Here is a 16,922-nt window from a genome sequence, read left to right as displayed (position 1 = left end):
GGTTATGAGCGAACGATCCGACGCCGAGAGCGTCCGCCTCACCCGATACGCCAAGCTCTCGGAAACTCCGCTCCAGAGCGTCGTGGCGAGCCGCAGGCTCTCCGGCGGCTGGAGCTCCCTCCGCCAGATCTTCGGGCACCGCGAGATGCTCGACCTGCTCATCCGACGCGACCTGAAGGCGCGCTACAAGGACTCCAGCCTCGGCTTCCTGTGGTCGCTCGTCCGTCCGCTCACGCAGCTCCTCGTCTACTACGTGGTGCTCGGCCAGTTCCTCGGCGCCGCGCGCGGCATCCCGGAGTTCGCGATCTTCATCTTCACGGGCCTGACGATCTACGGCCTGCTGAGCGAGATCATCATGGGCGGCACGGCCTCGATCGTGGGCAACACGGGTCTCGTGAAGAAGGTGTACCTGCCGCGCGAGATCTTCCCGCTCGCCGCGGTCGGCTCGGCGTTGTTCAACTTCGCCGTCCAGTTGGTCATCCTCATCGCGGCCACCATCGTGCTCGGCGCCTTCCCGTGGCACGCCGGCCTGCTCTACGCCTTCCCGTCGCTCGCGCTCGTGCTCGTCTACGGCACCGCGCTCGCGCTCATCCTCTCGGCGGCGAACGTCTACCTCCGCGACATCCAGTACCTCGTCGAGGTCCTCACGATGCTGCTCATGTGGGCCTCCCCGATCGTGTACTCCTGGACCATGGTGCGCGACACGTTCGGCGCCGGCTCGGTCGCGCTCGACGTCTACACCAACAACCCCGTGACGCTCGCCGTCCTGGGCTTCCAGAAGGCGTTCTGGATGGCGGGCGATGCGAGCCACTTCCCTCCGGACCTGCTGCTGCGGATGGTCGTCGCCTTCCTCATCGGTCTCGTGTTCCTCTTCGTCGGACACACGGTCTTCCGCCGCCTGCAGGGCGACTTCGCGCAGGCGCTCTGACCCGCGGAACCCGCCCCGTCGTCCCGAACAACCCCAGGAGCAACAACATGAGCACGCAGCTCGAGGACGCCGTCCAGCCGGGTCCCGTCGTCGTCGACATCGCCGAGGTGTCGAAGCGGTTCACGATCCGCAAGGACAACTCGCTCAAGGAGCGCATCGTCACGCTCGGCCGCGCCGGGCGACAGCACCGTGAGGACTTCTGGGCCCTCCGGGGCGTCACGACCGAAGTGCGGGCGGGTCAGACGATCGGCCTCATCGGCCACAACGGCTCGGGCAAGTCGACCCTGCTCAAGGTCATCGGCGGCATCATCGAGCCCTCGAGCGGTTCGGTGTCGCGCCGCGGTCGCATCGCCGCGCTCCTCGAGCTCGGCGCCGGCTTCCACCCCGACCTCACGGGGCGCGAGAACGTCTACCTGAACGGCTCGGTGCTCGGCCTGGGCCGCGACGAGATCTCGGAGCGTTTCGACGACATCGTCGCGTTCTCCGGCATCGGCGACTTCATCGACACGCAGGTGAAGTTCTACTCCTCGGGCATGTACGTGCGGCTCGCCTTCGCCGTGGCCGTGCACACCGACCCCGACCTGCTGCTCGTCGACGAGGTGCTCGCGGTCGGCGACGAGGCGTTCCAGCGCAAGTGCCTCGACAAGATCCGCTCGTTCCAGCAGGAGGGGCGCACGATCGTCCTCGTGAGCCACTCGCTCGGCCAGGTCGCCGAGCTCTGCGACCGCGTCATCCTGCTGAACCAGGGCGAGGTCGTCGTCGACGGCGAGCCGCTCGAGGCCATCGCCGCCTTCCGCGACATCCTCGAGGATCGCCGCGTCGCCGAGGTCGGCTCCGACGGGGTGCCGCCGCGCCAGGTCGCCCGCGTCATCTCCGGCGAGGTGAGCGTCCAGGGGCGCGCGCCCGGCGAGCACCTGCGCCCCGGCGACGACATCGTCATCACCTCGACTTTCGAGCATGACGAGGGCATCGACGACTGGGTGTGCGCGATCCAGATCGACAACGAGCACGGCCAGGTCATCTACGGCGCGAGCACGATCGTCTCCGGGTACCAGCTCGAGCGACTCGAGGGCCGGCGGGCGGTCGACCTGACGATCGCCGACGCGCGGTTCGGCGAAGGCAAGTACTTCGTCAACGTCTCGCTCATGGACTTCGCCGGTCGCCACCTCCACGACATCCCGCAGGCGACGTCGTTCACCGTGCGCACCGAGGGCCACAGCCGCGGTCCCGTGTTCGCCGAACCGAGCTTCGAGCTCCGTCCGAAAGCCTGACTCGGCGCGAATCGCCGGTACGCGGAAACGGGGCCGGCATGCGATCGCATGCCCGCCCCGTTCTCCTGTCGTCGGCTCAGCCGGCCAGGAGCTTCTGCAGGTAGGTCCCGTAGCCGCTCTTGACGAGCGGCGCGGCGAGGACCGCCAGTTCCGCATCGCCGATCCAGCCCGCGCGCCAGGCGATCTCCTCGATGCAGCCGATCTTGAAGCCCTGCCGGTCCTCGATCACGCGCACGTAGTCGGAGGCCTGCATCATCGACTCGAACGTGCCGGTGTCGAGCCACGCCGTCCCCCGGTCGAGCACCTTGACCTGCAGGATTCCCTCCTCGAGGTAGCGTTCGTTGATCGTCGAGATCTCGAGCTCGCCACGGGCGCTCGGCTCGATCGTCTTCGCGATCTGGACGACTGAATTGTCGTAGAAGTAGAGCCCGGGCACCGCGTAGTTGCTCTTCGGCTTCGTCGGCTTCTCCTCAATGGAGACGGCACGCATCTCGTCGTCGAACTCGACGACGCCGTACGCCTCCGGGTTGGCGACGTGGTACGCGAAGACGAGACCGCCCTCGATCTCGCCGTGGCCGCGCAGCGACGACCCGAGCCCGGTGCCGTGGAAGATGTTGTCGCCGAGCACGAGGGCCACCGACTCGTCGCCGATGAACTCCTCGCCGATGATGAACGCCTGGGCGAGGCCGTCCGGGGACGGCTGCACGGCGTACTCGAGGCGAATGCCGAGCTGCGAGCCGTCGCCGAGGAGCGCCTTGAACTGCTCGTTGTACTCGGGCGTCGTGATGATCAGGATCTCGCTGATGCCGGCCATCATGAGCGTCGACAGCGGGTAGTAGATCATCGGCTTGTCGTAGATCGGCATGAGCTGCTTCGAGATGCCCTTGGTGATGGGCCACAGCCGCGTGCCGGACCCGCCGGCGAGGATGATGCCGCGCATCAATGCGCTCCGTTCAATTCCGCGTAGTAGGCGCGGGCCGCGTCCCAGGTGGGCAGCAGGCCGCTCGCCGCGGCCTCGGCGAGGCCCGGCGCGTCGGTGTCCTTCGGCGAGAGCAGCAGCTCCTCCGCCGGGATGCCGAACTCGAGCGCCACGTCGGCGTCGAGCGGGTTGATGCCGTGCTCGCGCTCGGCGTTGAAGGTCGAGGTGACGAGGTAGCTCACGGTGGCGTCGTCGGTGAGTGCCACGAAGCAGTGGCCGAGGCCCTCCGAGATGTAGATCGCCCGGCGGTCGACGTCGTCGAGGAGCACCGAGTCCCACTGGCCGAAGGTCGGCGAACCGACGCGGATGTCGATGACGAAGTCGAGCACCGCACCGCGGGCGGCGGTCACGTACTTGGCCTGGCTCGGGGGCACGTCCGCGAAATGGATGCCGCGCACGACGCCGCGCTTGGATACCGAGGTGTTGCCCTGCGCCAGCTGCAGCGGGTGCCCGACGACCTCGGCGAGGCGGTCGAAGCGGTACCACTCGAGGAACACCCCTCGGTCGTCGGGGAACTGCTTCGGCGTGATCTCATAGCTGTCGGGGATCTTCAGTTCGCGGATCTGCACCGGGCGAGTCTAGCAAGGCGGGCCCGGCCCGATCGCGCCCGGAGACCGGGTGCAGGCAGGCCGATCGGCTAGAGTGATGCGGTCCCTCGGCGGTCCCCCGACGGCCGATCCGGGCGCCCACTTCCCTCGAACCGCGAAGGCACGACTGATGACGGAACCCGCCGACCACGATGCGAACGTCCTCGGGATCCGCGTCGATCCCGATGCGAGCATCGACGAGCTCCGCGAACGCTGCGCCGAGCTCATCCACGAGCAGCTGCGGCTGCGCGACCAGATCTCGGGCCTGACTGCCGAGCGCGACGAGCTCGCCCGGCGCATGGAGGCCGCGGCCGACGTCGACCACTGGTCGCTCATCACGCGCATCGACGAGCTCGAGGTACGGCTCCGTCAGGCGAACCACCTGCTCGCCGACGAGAAGGCGCAGCGCAACCGCGAGCGCGACGAGGTCAAGGCGAGCAACTCCTGGCGCATCGGCAACGCGATCGTCCGGCCCGTGTCGGCCATCACGGGCCGCGGCCGAGGGCGCGCATGAGCGCGTCCCCGCTGTTCTCGGTGGTGACGCCGGTCTACAACACGCCGCCCGCCGTCCTGCGCGAGACCGTCGACTCGGTCCTCGTGCAGGGTTGGGCCGGCTGGGAGCTCCTCCTCGTCGACGACCGGTCGCCGTCCGCCGAGACCGCAGCCGCGCTCGAGGAGATCGAAGCCCTCGACCCGCGCATCCGGGTGCTCCGGCGCGAAACGAACGGCGGCATCTCCGCCGCGTCGAACGACGGCCTCGCGGCGGCCCGCGGCGAGTTCGTCGTGCTGCTCGACCACGACGACCTGCTCGTGCCGGGCGCACTGGCGAAGGCTGCGCGCGCCGTGCTCGACGACGAGACGATCGACTACCTCTACACCGACGAGGACAAGATCGACGAGGACGGGTACACGTTCGACGTGTTCCAGAAGCCGGACTGGTCGCCGGAACGCTTCCGCTGGCAGATGTACACCTGCCACATGTCGGTCTTCCGCACCGAACTCGGCCGCGAGGTCGGCGGCTTCGACTCGGCCTTCGACGGCGCCCAGGACCACGACCTCATCCTCAAGGTCACCGAGCGCGCCCGCACGATCCACCACATCCCCGAGGTGCTCTACCACTGGCGCACGGTCCCCGGGTCGACCGCGACCGGCGCCGACGCGAAGCCCTACGCCTGGGATGCCGGCGTCCGCGCCGTGAGCGCCCACCTCGAGCGCACGGGCCAGCGCGCCACGGCCGAGCGCGGGACGCTGCCCGGAACGTATGCGGTGCGTCGGGAGCTCGACCCCGCTCTCCGCGTCAGCGTCATCATCCCGACCCGCGGCACCGCAGGCGACGCCTTCGGCAAGCCGCGCGTGTTCGTCGTCGAGGCGGTCCGCGCGGTCCTCGACCATACGGCGCACGAGAACCTCGAGTTCGTCGTCGTCTACGACGAGACGACGCCGCCGGCGGTCCTCGACGAACTGGGCGACCTCGCCGGCGACAAGCTCCTGCTCGTGCCCTATGCGAAGCCGTTCAACTTCAGCGAGAAATGCAACGTCGGCTTCGCCCGCAGCACCGGCGACCGCATCGTGCTCCTCAACGACGACACCGAGGTGATCTCGGACGGCTTCATCGAGCGTCTCGTCGCCCCGCTCGACGACGACGGCGTCGGCCTCACCGGCGCCCTGCTCTACTTCGAGGACGGCACGGTCCAGCACGGCGGGCACCGCTACGGCGTGGCCGGCTACGGCCACTCCTACTTCGGCGAGCACTCGGAGAGCACCGGCCACTTCAACGAGCTCTCGATCTACCGCGAGGTCACCGGCGTGACGGCGGCGTGCTCGGCGATCACCCGCGAGCTCTACGCGGAGATCGGCGGCATGTGGGAGGGGCTCCCCGGCAACTACAACGACGTCGACTACTGCTACAAGGTCCGCCAGACCGGTCGGCGCATCCTCTTCCTCCACGACGTGCGGCTCTTCCACTTCGAGTCGAAGACGCGCGTCCCCACGGTGCACGCCTGGGAGATGGAGTTCGTCGAGCGCCGGTGGGGCCGGCCGACCGACGACGTCTACAGCGGACGCTGACACCGACGGGACGGGCCCGTCGCCGGTCTCCGGCGGCGGGCCCGTCCCGTCGTTCGCGGCGCTCAGCCGATCCGGCGGGCGACTCGCGCCCGATCGGTGGCGTACTCGGGGGCCTCGACGAGCTCACCGCCGGCGAGCCATTCGGCGAAGATCGCCGTCTCCCCCGGGCGGTCCACGTCGTCGAGCACCACGAAGCCGCCGGGCGACAGCGCCGCGCCGAGCACGGGGTAGGCGGGTCGACGGGCATGCTCGCCGAGGAATCCGGGAGGGCCGTCGACGAACAGCAGATCGATGCGCTCCAGCCCGCCGAGGGACGACTCGGCGTACCAGAGGCCCTCGGGGCCCGCTTCGAGCGGGGCGTGGCGCACGTCGACCAGATCGGCCAGACCGTGGTCGAGGAGCCGGGTGCGGGAGAGCGCGGCCCACTCCGCGTCGTGCTCGAGGGAGATCAGACGGCCTCGCCCGGCCGCCCGCAATGCGGACGCGAGCCAGACGGTCGAGGTGCCGCTGCCGCACTCCACGACGACGGGGGCGTCGCCGAGCCGGTCGAGGAGCAGCCCGACGAGCATCGCCAGAGTGTCGGGGGTCGCCGCCCACCCGCCCGGCGCGGGCATTCGGCGCTCGACGTCGAGCGCGGCGTGCAAGGACAGCGTCGCCGAGAGGTCGCGCTGCAGATCCCGGCGGAGCAGGTCGAGCGAGGTCCCCGGCGCGTAGGGCGTTTCCGACTCATCGGCCGCGGCCCCGAATTCCGCGATCGACGCCGCGAGCGCTCGGCGCTCGTTCGAGGCGCCCCGCTCGAACACGGCGAGCAGGATGACCGCATCGACGACCGCGCCGATGATGAGCGGACCCCACGACCCGGTCACGACCGCGAGCACGACGCCCACGACGCCGAGGAGCAGGAGCGCCGCGAGGGCGGCGACGACGACGCGCCTCGATACCGAGGGCCATTTCGGGTTCAGCACGTCGGTCACGCTATCCGAGATCGCGCGCGGGCGCGCCCCCGATCCCGCCCGCGGGCCGCGACGACGCCGCCGACGAAGTACCATTGGCTTCTTGATGAACGAGATGCGTGCCCCCGAGCGGATCCTCATCGTGACCGTCGCCTACGACTCGGACGCGGTGCTCCCGACCTTCCTCGACTCCGTATCGGCGGCCACGAGCGCCCCCGTGGCGCTCGCCGTCGCCGACAACGCGGCGTCCGACTCGACACGCCGGATCGCCGAGCAGTACGGAGCCGGCTACCTCGCGCTCGACAACCCGGGCTACGGCACGGCGGCGAACGCGGCCGTGCGCGCCTTCGGCGCCGAGGCCGACTGGGTGCTCGTCGCGAACCCCGACGTCACGCTCGGGCCCGGCTCGCTCGACGTGCTCGCGGCCGTCGGCGTCGCGGACCCCGCGATTGGGTCGCTCGGCCCGCTCATCACCGACGCCGACGGCACCGTCTATCCCTCGGCCCGGCAACTCCCCCGCATCGTCAGCGGCGCGGGCCATGTCGTATTCCGCAACCTCTGGCCGTCCAACCCCTTCAGCGCCGCGTACCGACGCGCCAACGAGGCCCCCGTCGACCGCGACGCCGAGTGGCTCTCCGGCGCTTGCCTGCTCATCCGCCGCACGGCGTTCGACGAGGTCGGCGGCTTCGACGAGGGCTACTTCATGTACTTCGAGGACGTCGACCTCGGCGCGCGCCTGCTCGAGGCGGGCTGGCGCAACCACTACGCGCCGGCCGCCGCGGTCGTGCACACGGGCGCGCACTCCACGGCGAAGTCGATGACGAAGATGTCGCTCGCTCACCACGAGAGCGCGAGCCGCTTCCTGCAGCGGCGCTACCGCGGACCGGCGTACCTGCCGGTGCGGCTCGTCCTGAGGGCCGCGATCGGCCTGCGTGCGCGCCTCACGTCGAACCGCCGCTGACGCGCCGGCCGGTCGGCGCGAGGTCGCCCGTCGGGCCCGAGTGCCGCGTCCGGTCCGAGGTCCGCCCGACGCCTCGTAGACTGTAGTGTCGCCCGACCCGATGCGCGTCCCCCGCGCCCATGATTGCGAGCCCCATTTGAGACTGTTCGTCCAGATCCCGTGTCTCAACGAAGAAGAGACCCTGCCCCTGGTCCTGGACTCGATCCCGAAGTCCATCCCGGGCATCGACGAGATCGAGATCCTCGTCATCGACGACGGTTCCTCGGACCGCACGATCGAGGTCGCCAAGGAGCACGGCGTCACGCACTTCGTGCAGCACGCGCGCAACATGGGCCTCGCGCGCTCGTTCGCCGACGGCGTCGACTACGCGCTCCGCAACGGCGCCGACATCGTCGTGAACACCGACGGCGACAACCAGTACCCGCAGACGCGCATCACGGACCTCGTGCAGCCGATCGTGGCGGGCACGGCCGAGATCGTCATCGCCGACCGGCAGACGAAGAAGATCGCGCACTTCTCGCCGTTCAAGAAGATGATGCAGCGCTTCGGCAGCTGGGTCGTCAACAAGGCCGCCGGCACCGACCTGCCCGACGCCGCGAGCGGTTTCCGCGCCTACTCGGCGTCGGCGCTCATCCGCCTGAACATCGTGACGCGCTTCAGCTACTGCATGGAGACGATCATCCAGGCCGGTTACAAGCGCCTGGCGATCTCGAGCATCCCGGTCGAGACCAACCCGAAGACGCGCGAGTCGCGGCTGTTCAAGAACATCTGGCAGCACATGTTCCAGTCCGGCTCCGCCATCCTGCGCTCCTACCTGATGTATCGGCCATACGTGCTCTTCGCCTGGCTGAGCGCGCTGCTCGGGGCGCTGGCCCTCATCCCCTTCGTCCGCTATCTCGTGCTCGTGCTCACGAACTCGCAGGGCGACAACCTGCAGTCGCTGCTCATCGGCGCGATCCTCGCCATCGGCGCACTGCTCTCCTTGGCGCTCGGCGTGATCGCGGACCTCATCCGGATCGTCCGTTCGCTGAACGAGGACGCGCTCGAGCTCCTCAAGCACCAACGCTATGGTCGCTAGGCTCTCCGCCGCGGCTCGCCGGCTCTGGGAGCGGATCTCCGGATCCGCGCCCGCGCGTTGGGTCGGTCGGCACAAGCGCGCGCTGGCGGTCGCCATCCTGGTGGTCTTCTTCGCGCTCATCATCACGTACGTCGCCCTGAACCCGGGCATCGTCGTCGATGCGCTCTCGATCGGCTGGGGCAACCTCGCCCTTCTGGTCGTGCTCTACGTGGGCGTAGTGGTCACCCACTTCGGCGTCCTCGTCTCGACGGTCCGGCTGGGCGGCGCGACGCTGCCCGTGCGCGAGTCGTTCCTGCTGACCGTCTACTCGACGGTGTCGAACTTCTTCGGCCCGATGCAGAGCGGTCCGGGCATCCGGGCGGTGTACCTGAAGTCCCGCATCGGGATGCGGTTCCGCGACTACCTGTTGGCGACGGTCTACTACTTCTTCGTGTTCGGGGTGCTGAACGCGGCGATGCTCTTCGTGCGGAATCTGCCGTGGCTCTCGGCCGTGATCGTCCTCGTCGGGGCCGTCGTCGTCGTCATCGCCGCACTGCGCATTGGGCTGGGGCACGCGTGGCCCTGGATCCTCGCCATCGCCGCGGTCACCGTCGTGCAACTCGTGCTCATGACGGTGATCTTCGGCGTCGAGATCGCGAGCGTCGCCGGCGCCGGCGTCTACGACCCCGCCCAGATCATCGCCTACTCGGGCAGTGCGAACCTCTCGCTCTTCGTCTCGATCACACCGGGCGCGATCGGCATCCGCGAAGCGTTCCTGGTGTTCGCGCAGGGGCTCCACGGCGTCCCCCTCGACGTCATCGTCTCCGCCGGCATCGTGGACCGCGCCTTCTACGCCCTATTCCTCGGCGCGCTCTTCGCGATCTCGAGCTTCTTCCACCTGGGCCGGCTGCTCCGCCCCAAACAGGATGCCGAGCCGGTCGGCGACGCGCTCGACGGAGAATAGCCGCTCGTAGGTCGCTCGGCCTGCCCGCCCGATCCGGGCGAGCTCATCGGGATGCCCGGCCGCCCAGCGGATCGTCTCCGCAAGGGCGTCCGGGTCGCCCTGGGCGACGACGAGCGCATCGCCGCGGTCGCGGAAGACGCCGCTCTCGAGGTTGTCGCCGACCACGACCGGCAGTCCCATCGCGAGGAACTGGTAGGTCTTGCCCGTGATCACGAACTGCGACTGCACGGTGTCGCCGAACGGGCCGCCGAGGTGCAGGCGGTGCGCGGCGAACAGGTCGGGGAGCTCGGCGTACGGGACCCACGAGCGGTACTGCACGTTCGCGCCGTCCGCGCCTGCGGCCGCGACCGCGCGTTCGTCGGTCTCGTCGCCGCCGACGAACGTGAACGAGACGCCCTCGCCCGCGAGCCGCCGGGCCGCGTCGAGCACGACCGCCAGCCCGTGCAGCGGCAGCATCGAGCCGTAGTAGAGCACGCTGAACGGGCCGTCCTGGGTGCCGGTCGACGTCGTCGCGGCGGCGAAGGTGTCCTCGTCGGTCCCGACCGGCACCGCCGTGTAGCGCTCGAGGGGCAGGTCCATGAGCTCGGCCGAGTAGGCGGCGTGCGACGCGGTGTCCGTGAGGATGCCCGCCGTGCGGCGCATGAACGCGCGGAACAGGCTGCGGAGCGCCCGGGCCGGCAGCGAGCCGTCGCGGAACTTGCCGTGCTCGTGCACGAACCACTCGACGGGGTTGATGAACTCGTCGTAGTACACCGGCCGTCCGCGGGAGAGCAGCAGCACGACGGGCAGGATCTCGTAGCCCCGGAAGGTCACGAGGTACGCGTCGGGCGGCCGCACCGCCATCCGGACGAGGGCTCCGGTCACCTGGAGGTAGCGCGCAGCGCCGCGCGAGCGGTTCTTGACGACCTCGACCTCGGCGAACCGGCCGCTCGCCCGCACGGCCGCGCGGAGCGAAGCCGCACGGACGTAGTCGGGGTGCCGGTAGCAGGTGATGACCGCGATCCGTTTCGCCGGTGCCGCCGACATCCGTCCTCCCATCCCGCCGCCGGACGTCCGCTCGGCGACCAGGGAAGTCTACGGTCTGACCGAAGACGCGACCGCGCTCGGCGACGCCCGCCTCCAGCCGACCGCGATGCCCGATCCCGAACGCGGTCCCGGCGAACCATGGCGCTGCAGGCCCCTCGGCTGCCACAATCCATTCCGTGACCCGAACCAGACTCTCACCGCCCCCGCTGGCACCGCGGGCGCTCCTCCGTTGGAGCGTCGTCGAGCCGAGCATCCGCGCGATCTCCCCCGAGCGCGTGGTCGAATTCGGATGCGGCCAGGGCGCCTTCGGCGCCCGCGTCGCCGTCGGCCGCGACTACCTCGGCGTGGAACCCGACCCGCGTTCGGCCGGACGCGCGGCAGCGGCCATCGAACCCGCGGGCGGACGGGTCGTCAACGGCTTCCCGTCCGAGGTCGACCTCGGCGATCCGGCGGACCTGGTCTGCGCCTTCGAGGTGCTGGAGCACATCGAGGACGACGCCGCCGCACTCGACGAGTGGATCACGGCGGTCCGTCCCGGCGGCCGCGTCATGATCTCCGTGCCGGCCTACGCCGACCGCTTCGGCCCCTCCGACGTGCGCTCGGGGCACTTCCGGCGCTACGACCCCGACCACCTGCGCCGCCTGTTCGAGCGAGCGGGCCTCGTCGACGTCGACGTCGTGGTCTACGCCTGGCCGCTGGGCTATCTGCTCGAGGCGGTGCGCAACCGTCGCGATCGCCGCTTCCTCGACGAGAACCCCTCGGACATCGAGGAGCTGACTGCGGCGAGCGGTCGAACGGGTCAGCCCGGCTCGCGCTGGCTCGGCCTCGCGATCCGCATCGGCACCGCGCCGTTCGTGCTGCTGCAGGCGCTCAACCGACGCACGGGCACGGGGCTGGTCGCCGTCGGCACGCGTCCCGTCGCCGAGTAGCCTCCGGCTTCAAGTTTCAGGCGTCGCGGGCGCCGACTGCTCGCCGGACTCGCTGCGCCCCATGCGCGCGTCGGGCTGCCCGAACCCCTGCTCGTCGTCGTGGTCGCGCGGCAGAGCGCGCACGAGCAGCACGACGGCCGCGACGCCGACGAGGGCGGTCGCCCCGAGCAGCGTGGCGAGAGCGGGCCAGGGCACCGGGACATGGGTCGCCCACTCCTGCGCACCGGACGGGCCGAACGGGTAGTACGCGAGGTAGCCGTGGACGAGGCCGTCGACGGCCATCACGGCGAAGACGGCGATGAGCGCGATCATCGTGCCCCGGCGCCGGTTCGGCGGCGGCATCCGCCGCCATGCGAGGGCGCTCGCAGCGATGAGCGGCACGAGCATCCCGAAGAGGTAACGCCCCTGCATCCCGGCGAGGAGTCCCGTGCGCGTGTAGTCGGCCCAGATGCCCGGCAGCAGGATCGCGAGGATCCCGACGAGCGGGGAGAGCAGCACGACGGTGCGCCATCGCGTCGTGCGATCGGCGTAGCAGAGTCCGAAGACGAGGATGACGAAGAGGCAGACCGCACTCGCCCACATCGCGAACGGGCGTTCGACGTGGTCGAAGCTCCCCCAGAACGACGCCGTCAGCGACCGCCACAGCTCGTCGACGAGCTTGCCGAAGTCCGGGCCCCCGCTCCCCCAGTCGTAGTCGGGCCGCACGAGCCCCGCGGGCTGCACGGCCCCGTAGACGACATAGTTGCGCACCCAGTGGAACAGTCCGGCCGCGACCGCGACGGCGGCGAGCAGCAGTGCCCGCAGCGTTCGCCGCAGCCAGGGCCATCGGCCCGGAGCGGGCGAAGCGAGCACCGCGAGGCCGGCGAGCGGGATGAGCGCGAGGGCGAGCCCCTTCGAGAGCCCCGCGACGCCGACGGCGACGCCGAGCCCCGCCACGGCCCACCATCCGGCCGGCCGCCGGAGCATGCGGACGGCCAGCACCGCGACGACCGCGCCCGTCAGGATCGCAACGGCGTCGTTGTTGACCGAACCCGTGATCTGCGCCAGCTTCGGCACGGCCAAGGGGGCCGCAGCGGCGAGCAGGGCGGCCGGGGCGGATCCCGTGAGGTCGCGCACCGCGCGCCAGGCGAGCACGGGAAGCGGCGCGACGAGAAGGATGCAGAGTCCTCGCAGTGCGAGCATCGCGTGATCCCAGCGCCAGTCCTCCATGCCGAGCGCGCCGTACACGCCCGCCCCGATCGCGTAGAAGGGGATCGGGTGCTGGGTCATCTGGTCGACGAGGTCGCTCGGGCCGGGGTGGGCGACCTCCAATTCGGCGATCGTGGAACGGGAAGCGGCCGGCAGCGCCGCCTCGTCGCGAGCCGCCTGCACGGCGTTCGGCACGCGAGCCTCGCCCGGATCCGGCCAGCCGCCGCCCTCGGCCACCCGGATGATGCTCGACAGGTGGGCGTGCTCGTCGGGCGCCGCGAGTGCCGGCGTCAGGACCGCCCAGACCGTCGCGACCAGCAGGAAACCGGCGGTGACCGCCGCGAGCGCCAGCCGCTCGGCGCGGCCGATCGGGGTCGTGCCCGGGAGTGCGGCAGGTCGGCTCGGCTCGGTCCGCATCTCGTTCGGGGTCCTTCCGGAAGTCGCTCGAGCGCGGATCGGGGCCCGCGCTCGCCGGTCGATCCTAGTCGGCGCCGCCTCGTAAGATCGACTCCATGCCCATCCTCCTCACCGGCGCCGCCGGCATGCTCGGATCCGACCTGCAGACCGCCCTCGCGGGCCGGGAGGTGACCGCGCTCGACCGCGCCGGTCTGGACATCACCGACCTGGATGCCGTCTGCGCCGCCGCGGCCGGCCACGACGTCATCCTGAACGCCGCGGCCTACACCAAGGTCGACGACGCCGAGACGAACGAGGAGACCGCGTACGCGATCAACGCGACCGGCGTGCGCAACCTCGCCATCGTCGCGCGCGAGCTGGGCGCGAAGCTCGTCACCGTCTCCACCGACTACGTCTTCGACGGCAACGGGACGGCGCCCTACGAGGAGGACGCGCCGCGCGACCCGATCAACGCCTACGGGCGCACGAAGGCCGCCGGCGAGGAGTTCGCGCTCGCCGAGCATCCGGAGGGCGCCTACGTCGTGCGCACCGCCTGGCTCTACGGTGAGCACGGCCCGAACTTCGCAGCCACGATGCTCCGCCTGGCCGGCGCCCATCCCACCGTCAGCGTCGTCACCGATCAGCTCGGCCAGCCGACCTGGACGGCCGATCTCGCCCGCTGGATCGTCGCGCTCGTCGACTCCGACGCGGCACCCGGGGTGTACCACGGCACCAACTCGGGCGAGACGAGTTGGCACGGGTTCACCCAGGCGATCTTCGAGGAGGCGGGGCTCGACCCGGAGCGAGTGCTGCCGACCGACAGTTCGGCCTTCGTCCGCCCGGCCGCACGGCCCGCCTACTCCGTGCTCGGACACGACGCCTGGGCCGCCGCGGGCCTGCCGCTGCCGCGCGGGTGGCGCGAGGCGCTCGCCGAGGCGGTCCGCATCGGCGCGGTGCGCTCCCCCGCCTGATCGGCGACTGCCGGCGTCCCGGTTAGGATGTCGGGGTGTCAAGACTCCTCGTGACCGGCGGCGCCGGCTTCATCGGTTCGAATTTCGTCCACTACGTGCTCGCCAACACCGACCACTCGGTGACGGTGCTCGACAAGCTGACGTACGCCGGCAACCTGGCCTCGCTCGACGGCCTGCCCGCCGACCGCTTCCGGTTCGTGCAGGGCGACATCGCCGACGCGGTGCTCGTCGACGAGCTCGCGGCCGAGCACGACGCGATCGTGCACTACGCCGCCGAGAGCCACAACGACAACTCGCTGCACGACCCGCGGCCGTTCCTCGACACGAACATCATCGGCACGTACACGCTGCTCGAGGCCGCCCGCAAGCACGGCGTCCGCCTCCACCACATCTCGACCGACGAGGTCTACGGCGACCTCGAGCTCGACGATCCGGCGCGCTTCACCGAAGAGACGCCCTACAACCCGTCGAGCCCGTATTCGTCGACCAAGGCCGGCAGCGATCTGCTCGTGCGCGCCTGGGTGCGCTCCTTCGGCGTGCAGGCGACGATCTCGAACTGCTCGAACAACTACGGTCCCTACCAGCACGTCGAGAAGTTCATCCCCCGCCAGATCACGAACGTGCTCCGCGGCGACCGGCCCAAGCTCTACGGCACTGGCGAGAACGTGCGCGACTGGATCCACGCGAACGACCACTCCTCCGCGGTGCTGGCGATCCTCGAGCGCGGTGCGATCGGCGAGACCTACCTCATCGGCGCCGACGGCGAGAAGAACAACAAGGACGTCGTCGAGCTCATCCTCACCGAACTCGGTCGGCCGGCGGACGCCTACGACCTCGTCACCGACCGTCCCGGCCACGACCTGCGCTACGCGATCGACTCGACGAAGCTGCGCACCGAGCTCGGCTGGACCCCCGCGTACGCCGACTTCGCCGCCGGACTCGCCGACACGATCGCGTGGTACCGCGACAACGAGGCCTGGTGGGCTCCCCAGAAGGACGCCGCCGAGGCGCGCTATCAGGAGCAGGGCCGCTGACCCGCGGACCGACGACGTGCAGCGGGGCCGGATCGGGAACGATCCGGCCCCGCTGCACGTGCGGTGGATGATCCGGCGCGACGACCGGCCGGCGGTCGACGGGTGCGATCCCCGCCGACCCGATCAGCGGCGGATCTGTCCGAACGGATCGACCTGCAGGCGCCGGCCCCAGCGTCCGAGCAGGGCCGAGAGCTCGCTCGGCAGCACCCGGGCATCCCGCGTGCGCGACTCGAAGTGGAAGAGCTTCGCGCCGCCCGCGCAGAGGATCCGTCCGCCGTCCTCGGTGAGCTTCTGCGACAGGTCGACGTCGTTGTAGTTGCCGGCGAACATCTCGCTGAACCCGCCGACCTCGACGAACCGCTCCGCGCCCACGAGAGCGCAGGCGGCGGTCACCCCGGAGACCTCGATCGTCGACGAGAGCTCGGCGAACTCGCGCGGCGAGCGCGGGACGCGCCCGAAGGCGATGTGGCCGGCGGCGCCGCCCTCGTAGAGGTGGCCGAGATGCTGGATCGACCCGTCTTCGAAGTGGAGCATCGCCCCGACCTCGTCGACGCCCGGCTGGCGGAGGAGGCCGAGCATCCGCTCGATCCAGTCCCCGGTGAGCAGCTCGACGTCGTCGTTGAGCATGAGGAGGTACTCGCCGCGAGCGGCGACCGCCCCGCGGTTCATCTTCTCGCTGAAGTTGAAGGGGGCGCTCCAGCGGACGAGCCGAAGACGATCCCCGGCGAGCGACTCGAGCTCGTCGACGACCTGCTGCGGGGTCGGGTCGTCGGCGACGACGACGAACTCGTACGCGGCCCAGTCCGTGCGCTCAAGGATGCTGCGGACCCCCTCGACGACGAAGACCCGCTCGCGGCCGCCGACCTCGCCGCCGCCGCCGCGGGTCGGGATGACGATCGAAACGAGCGGCGTCCCGTCGATCGCATAGCTGACGCGGCGTGCGCCCCGATCGTCGATCGCGACGTCGGCCGCCACACCGGCGTTCGCGAGGACCCGTGCGACGACGGCCGCCGAGTCCGCAGTGCCCGCGTCCCAGGGTGCGCCGGGGACCACGGTCGAGAGCACTTCCGGGATGCGCCGGATGTCGGCCCGATCGGCCGTGAGCAGCACCTGCAGCACGGCGGCGTCGCCGGCCTCGGCGTCGAACCCGCCGCGTGCGCGCAGCGCCGCCACGGACAGCACGACGACGGGACCGAGGGCGGCGGCCGTCTCGCGCACCGCGAACTCCGAGAACGCGGGAGCCGACCTGCGCACGCCGTTCGGCAACCGGGAGTCGCCGTACCAGGCCAGTGCGTCGGGCGCACCGCGGAGGGCGGCCTCGAGGCGGGTCGGCGCCTCGGGCACGAGGGTCGCGGAGCCGACGAAGGCGAGGTGGGTCGCGCTCGTGCGCGCCAGGATCGCCTCGGCCTCCGCGGGCGAACGCGGGAACGGGTGCACTGCGAGCCAGGCGGGCACGTGCGCGCGTCGCGGCACGACCCGATCGCGCAGGCGCCGCGCCACGCGTCGCGCGTAGCGGAGCGCCCGGACCCCGGTGCGCGCCGGCCGGGAGCCGCGCACCCAGTTCGGTAGAGCACACGTCTGGACTCCAGTGACTTAGCGATCGGGGATGGC

Annotated in this window: 16 protein-coding genes; 10 read left to right on the top strand and 6 right to left on the bottom strand. The window is 70.8% G+C overall.

Going from position 1 to position 16,922, the window contains the following annotated elements:
• Positions 1–4 precede the first annotated feature (4 nt).
• Both GB864_RS11895 and GB864_RS11890 read left to right on the top strand, forming a co-directional pair.
• Positions 5–928 carry an ABC transporter permease gene (locus GB864_RS11895; RefSeq protein ID WP_160425307.1) on the top strand — a complete coding sequence of 308 codons (924 nt, stop codon included), beginning with the start codon at positions 5–7 and terminating at the stop codon, positions 926–928.
• Between the two features lie 47 nt (positions 929–975).
• Positions 976–2,199, top strand: coding sequence for an ABC transporter ATP-binding protein (locus GB864_RS11890; protein ID WP_160425304.1), 1,224 nt, complete (start codon positions 976–978; stop codon positions 2,197–2,199).
• A 76-nt stretch (positions 2,200–2,275) separates the two neighbouring features.
• Here the strand turns inward: GB864_RS11890 and rfbA are convergent, their stop codons facing one another.
• On the bottom strand, positions 2,276–3,139 hold the full coding sequence (gene rfbA / locus GB864_RS11885; RefSeq protein ID WP_160425302.1) for a glucose-1-phosphate thymidylyltransferase RfbA: 864 nt from the start codon (positions 3,137–3,139) through the stop codon (positions 2,276–2,278).
• Entirely contained in the window at positions 3,139–3,747 is a 609-nt protein-coding gene (locus GB864_RS11880) for a dTDP-4-dehydrorhamnose 3,5-epimerase family protein (RefSeq protein WP_160425300.1), read from the bottom strand. Before GB864_RS11880 ends, rfbA begins: the two co-directional genes overlap by 1 nt.
• Positions 3,748–3,895: 148 nt before the next feature.
• Between GB864_RS11880 and GB864_RS11875 the strand changes: the two genes are divergently transcribed.
• Positions 3,896–4,279, top strand: coding sequence for a hypothetical protein (locus tag GB864_RS11875; RefSeq protein WP_160425298.1), 384 nt, complete (start codon positions 3,896–3,898; stop codon positions 4,277–4,279).
• Positions 4,276–5,832, top strand: a complete 1,557-nt coding sequence (locus tag GB864_RS11870) for a glycosyltransferase family 2 protein (protein ID WP_160425296.1) — start codon at positions 4,276–4,278, stop codon at positions 5,830–5,832. Before GB864_RS11875 ends, GB864_RS11870 begins: the two co-directional genes overlap by 4 nt.
• Before the next feature lie 62 nt (positions 5,833–5,894).
• Here GB864_RS11870 and GB864_RS11865 read toward each other — a convergent pair whose 3' ends face one another.
• Complete coding sequence (locus tag GB864_RS11865) at positions 5,895–6,797, bottom strand: class I SAM-dependent methyltransferase (RefSeq protein WP_160425294.1); 903 nt, start codon at positions 6,795–6,797, stop codon at positions 5,895–5,897.
• A gap of 94 nt (positions 6,798–6,891) precedes the next feature.
• On the opposite strand from GB864_RS11865, the gene GB864_RS11860 reads away from it, so the two are divergent.
• The 3 genes from GB864_RS11860 (at position 6,892) to GB864_RS11850 (ending at position 9,767) form a co-directional block, all read left to right on the top strand.
• Positions 6,892–7,746: a glycosyltransferase family 2 protein gene (locus tag GB864_RS11860; RefSeq protein ID WP_160425292.1), complete on the top strand. Its 855-nt coding sequence runs from the start codon at positions 6,892–6,894 to the stop codon at positions 7,744–7,746.
• Between the two features lie 136 nt (positions 7,747–7,882).
• Positions 7,883–8,824, top strand: coding sequence for a glycosyltransferase family 2 protein (locus tag GB864_RS11855; RefSeq protein WP_160425291.1), 942 nt, complete (start codon positions 7,883–7,885; stop codon positions 8,822–8,824).
• Complete coding sequence (locus tag GB864_RS11850) at positions 8,814–9,767, top strand: hypothetical protein (RefSeq protein WP_160425287.1); 954 nt, start codon at positions 8,814–8,816, stop codon at positions 9,765–9,767. The genes GB864_RS11855 and GB864_RS11850 overlap by 11 nt, the downstream gene beginning before the upstream one ends.
• Here the strand turns inward: GB864_RS11850 and GB864_RS11845 are convergent.
• Positions 9,660–10,793, bottom strand: coding sequence for a glycosyltransferase family protein (locus GB864_RS11845; protein WP_160425285.1), 1,134 nt, complete (start codon positions 10,791–10,793; stop codon positions 9,660–9,662). The two genes, GB864_RS11850 and GB864_RS11845, sit on opposite strands and share 108 nt — an antisense overlap.
• 176 nt (positions 10,794–10,969) lie before the next feature.
• On the opposite strand from GB864_RS11845, the gene GB864_RS11840 reads away from it, so the two are divergent.
• Positions 10,970–11,722, top strand: coding sequence for a class I SAM-dependent methyltransferase (locus tag GB864_RS11840; protein ID WP_336603974.1), 753 nt, complete (start codon positions 10,970–10,972; stop codon positions 11,720–11,722).
• Positions 11,723–11,731: 9 nt separating this feature from the next.
• Here GB864_RS11840 and GB864_RS11835 read toward each other — a convergent pair whose 3' ends face one another.
• Complete coding sequence (locus tag GB864_RS11835) at positions 11,732–13,327, bottom strand: glycosyltransferase family protein (protein ID WP_160425283.1); 1,596 nt, start codon at positions 13,325–13,327, stop codon at positions 11,732–11,734.
• 95 nt (positions 13,328–13,422) lie between these two features.
• Here GB864_RS11835 and rfbD point away from each other — a divergent pair, with 95 nt between their 5' ends.
• Together rfbD and rfbB are read left to right on the top strand one after the other, a co-directional pair.
• The gene (rfbD, locus tag GB864_RS11830) at positions 13,423–14,277 is read left to right on the top strand and encodes a dTDP-4-dehydrorhamnose reductase (RefSeq protein WP_160425281.1); all 855 of its coding nucleotides are present in this window, start codon (positions 13,423–13,425) and stop codon (positions 14,275–14,277) included.
• Positions 14,278–14,312: 35 nt separating this feature from the next.
• A complete protein-coding gene (gene rfbB / locus GB864_RS11825; RefSeq protein ID WP_160425279.1) occupies positions 14,313–15,311 on the top strand; it encodes a dTDP-glucose 4,6-dehydratase in 999 nt (332 codons plus the stop codon).
• 123 nt (positions 15,312–15,434) lie between these two features.
• On the opposite strand, the gene GB864_RS11820 is transcribed toward rfbB, so the two are convergent.
• Complete coding sequence (locus GB864_RS11820) at positions 15,435–16,811, bottom strand: glycosyltransferase (RefSeq protein WP_160425277.1); 1,377 nt, start codon at positions 16,809–16,811, stop codon at positions 15,435–15,437.
• Positions 16,812–16,922: the final 111 nt, after the last annotated feature.

It is taken from the genome of Agromyces seonyuensis, assembly GCF_009789225.1.
GTDB classification, from domain to species: Bacteria; Actinomycetota; Actinomycetes; order Actinomycetales; family Microbacteriaceae; genus Agromyces; species Agromyces seonyuensis.
The sequence above is the reverse complement of the archived record's forward strand: the minus strand, read 5'-3'. Positions and strand labels throughout refer to the sequence as shown.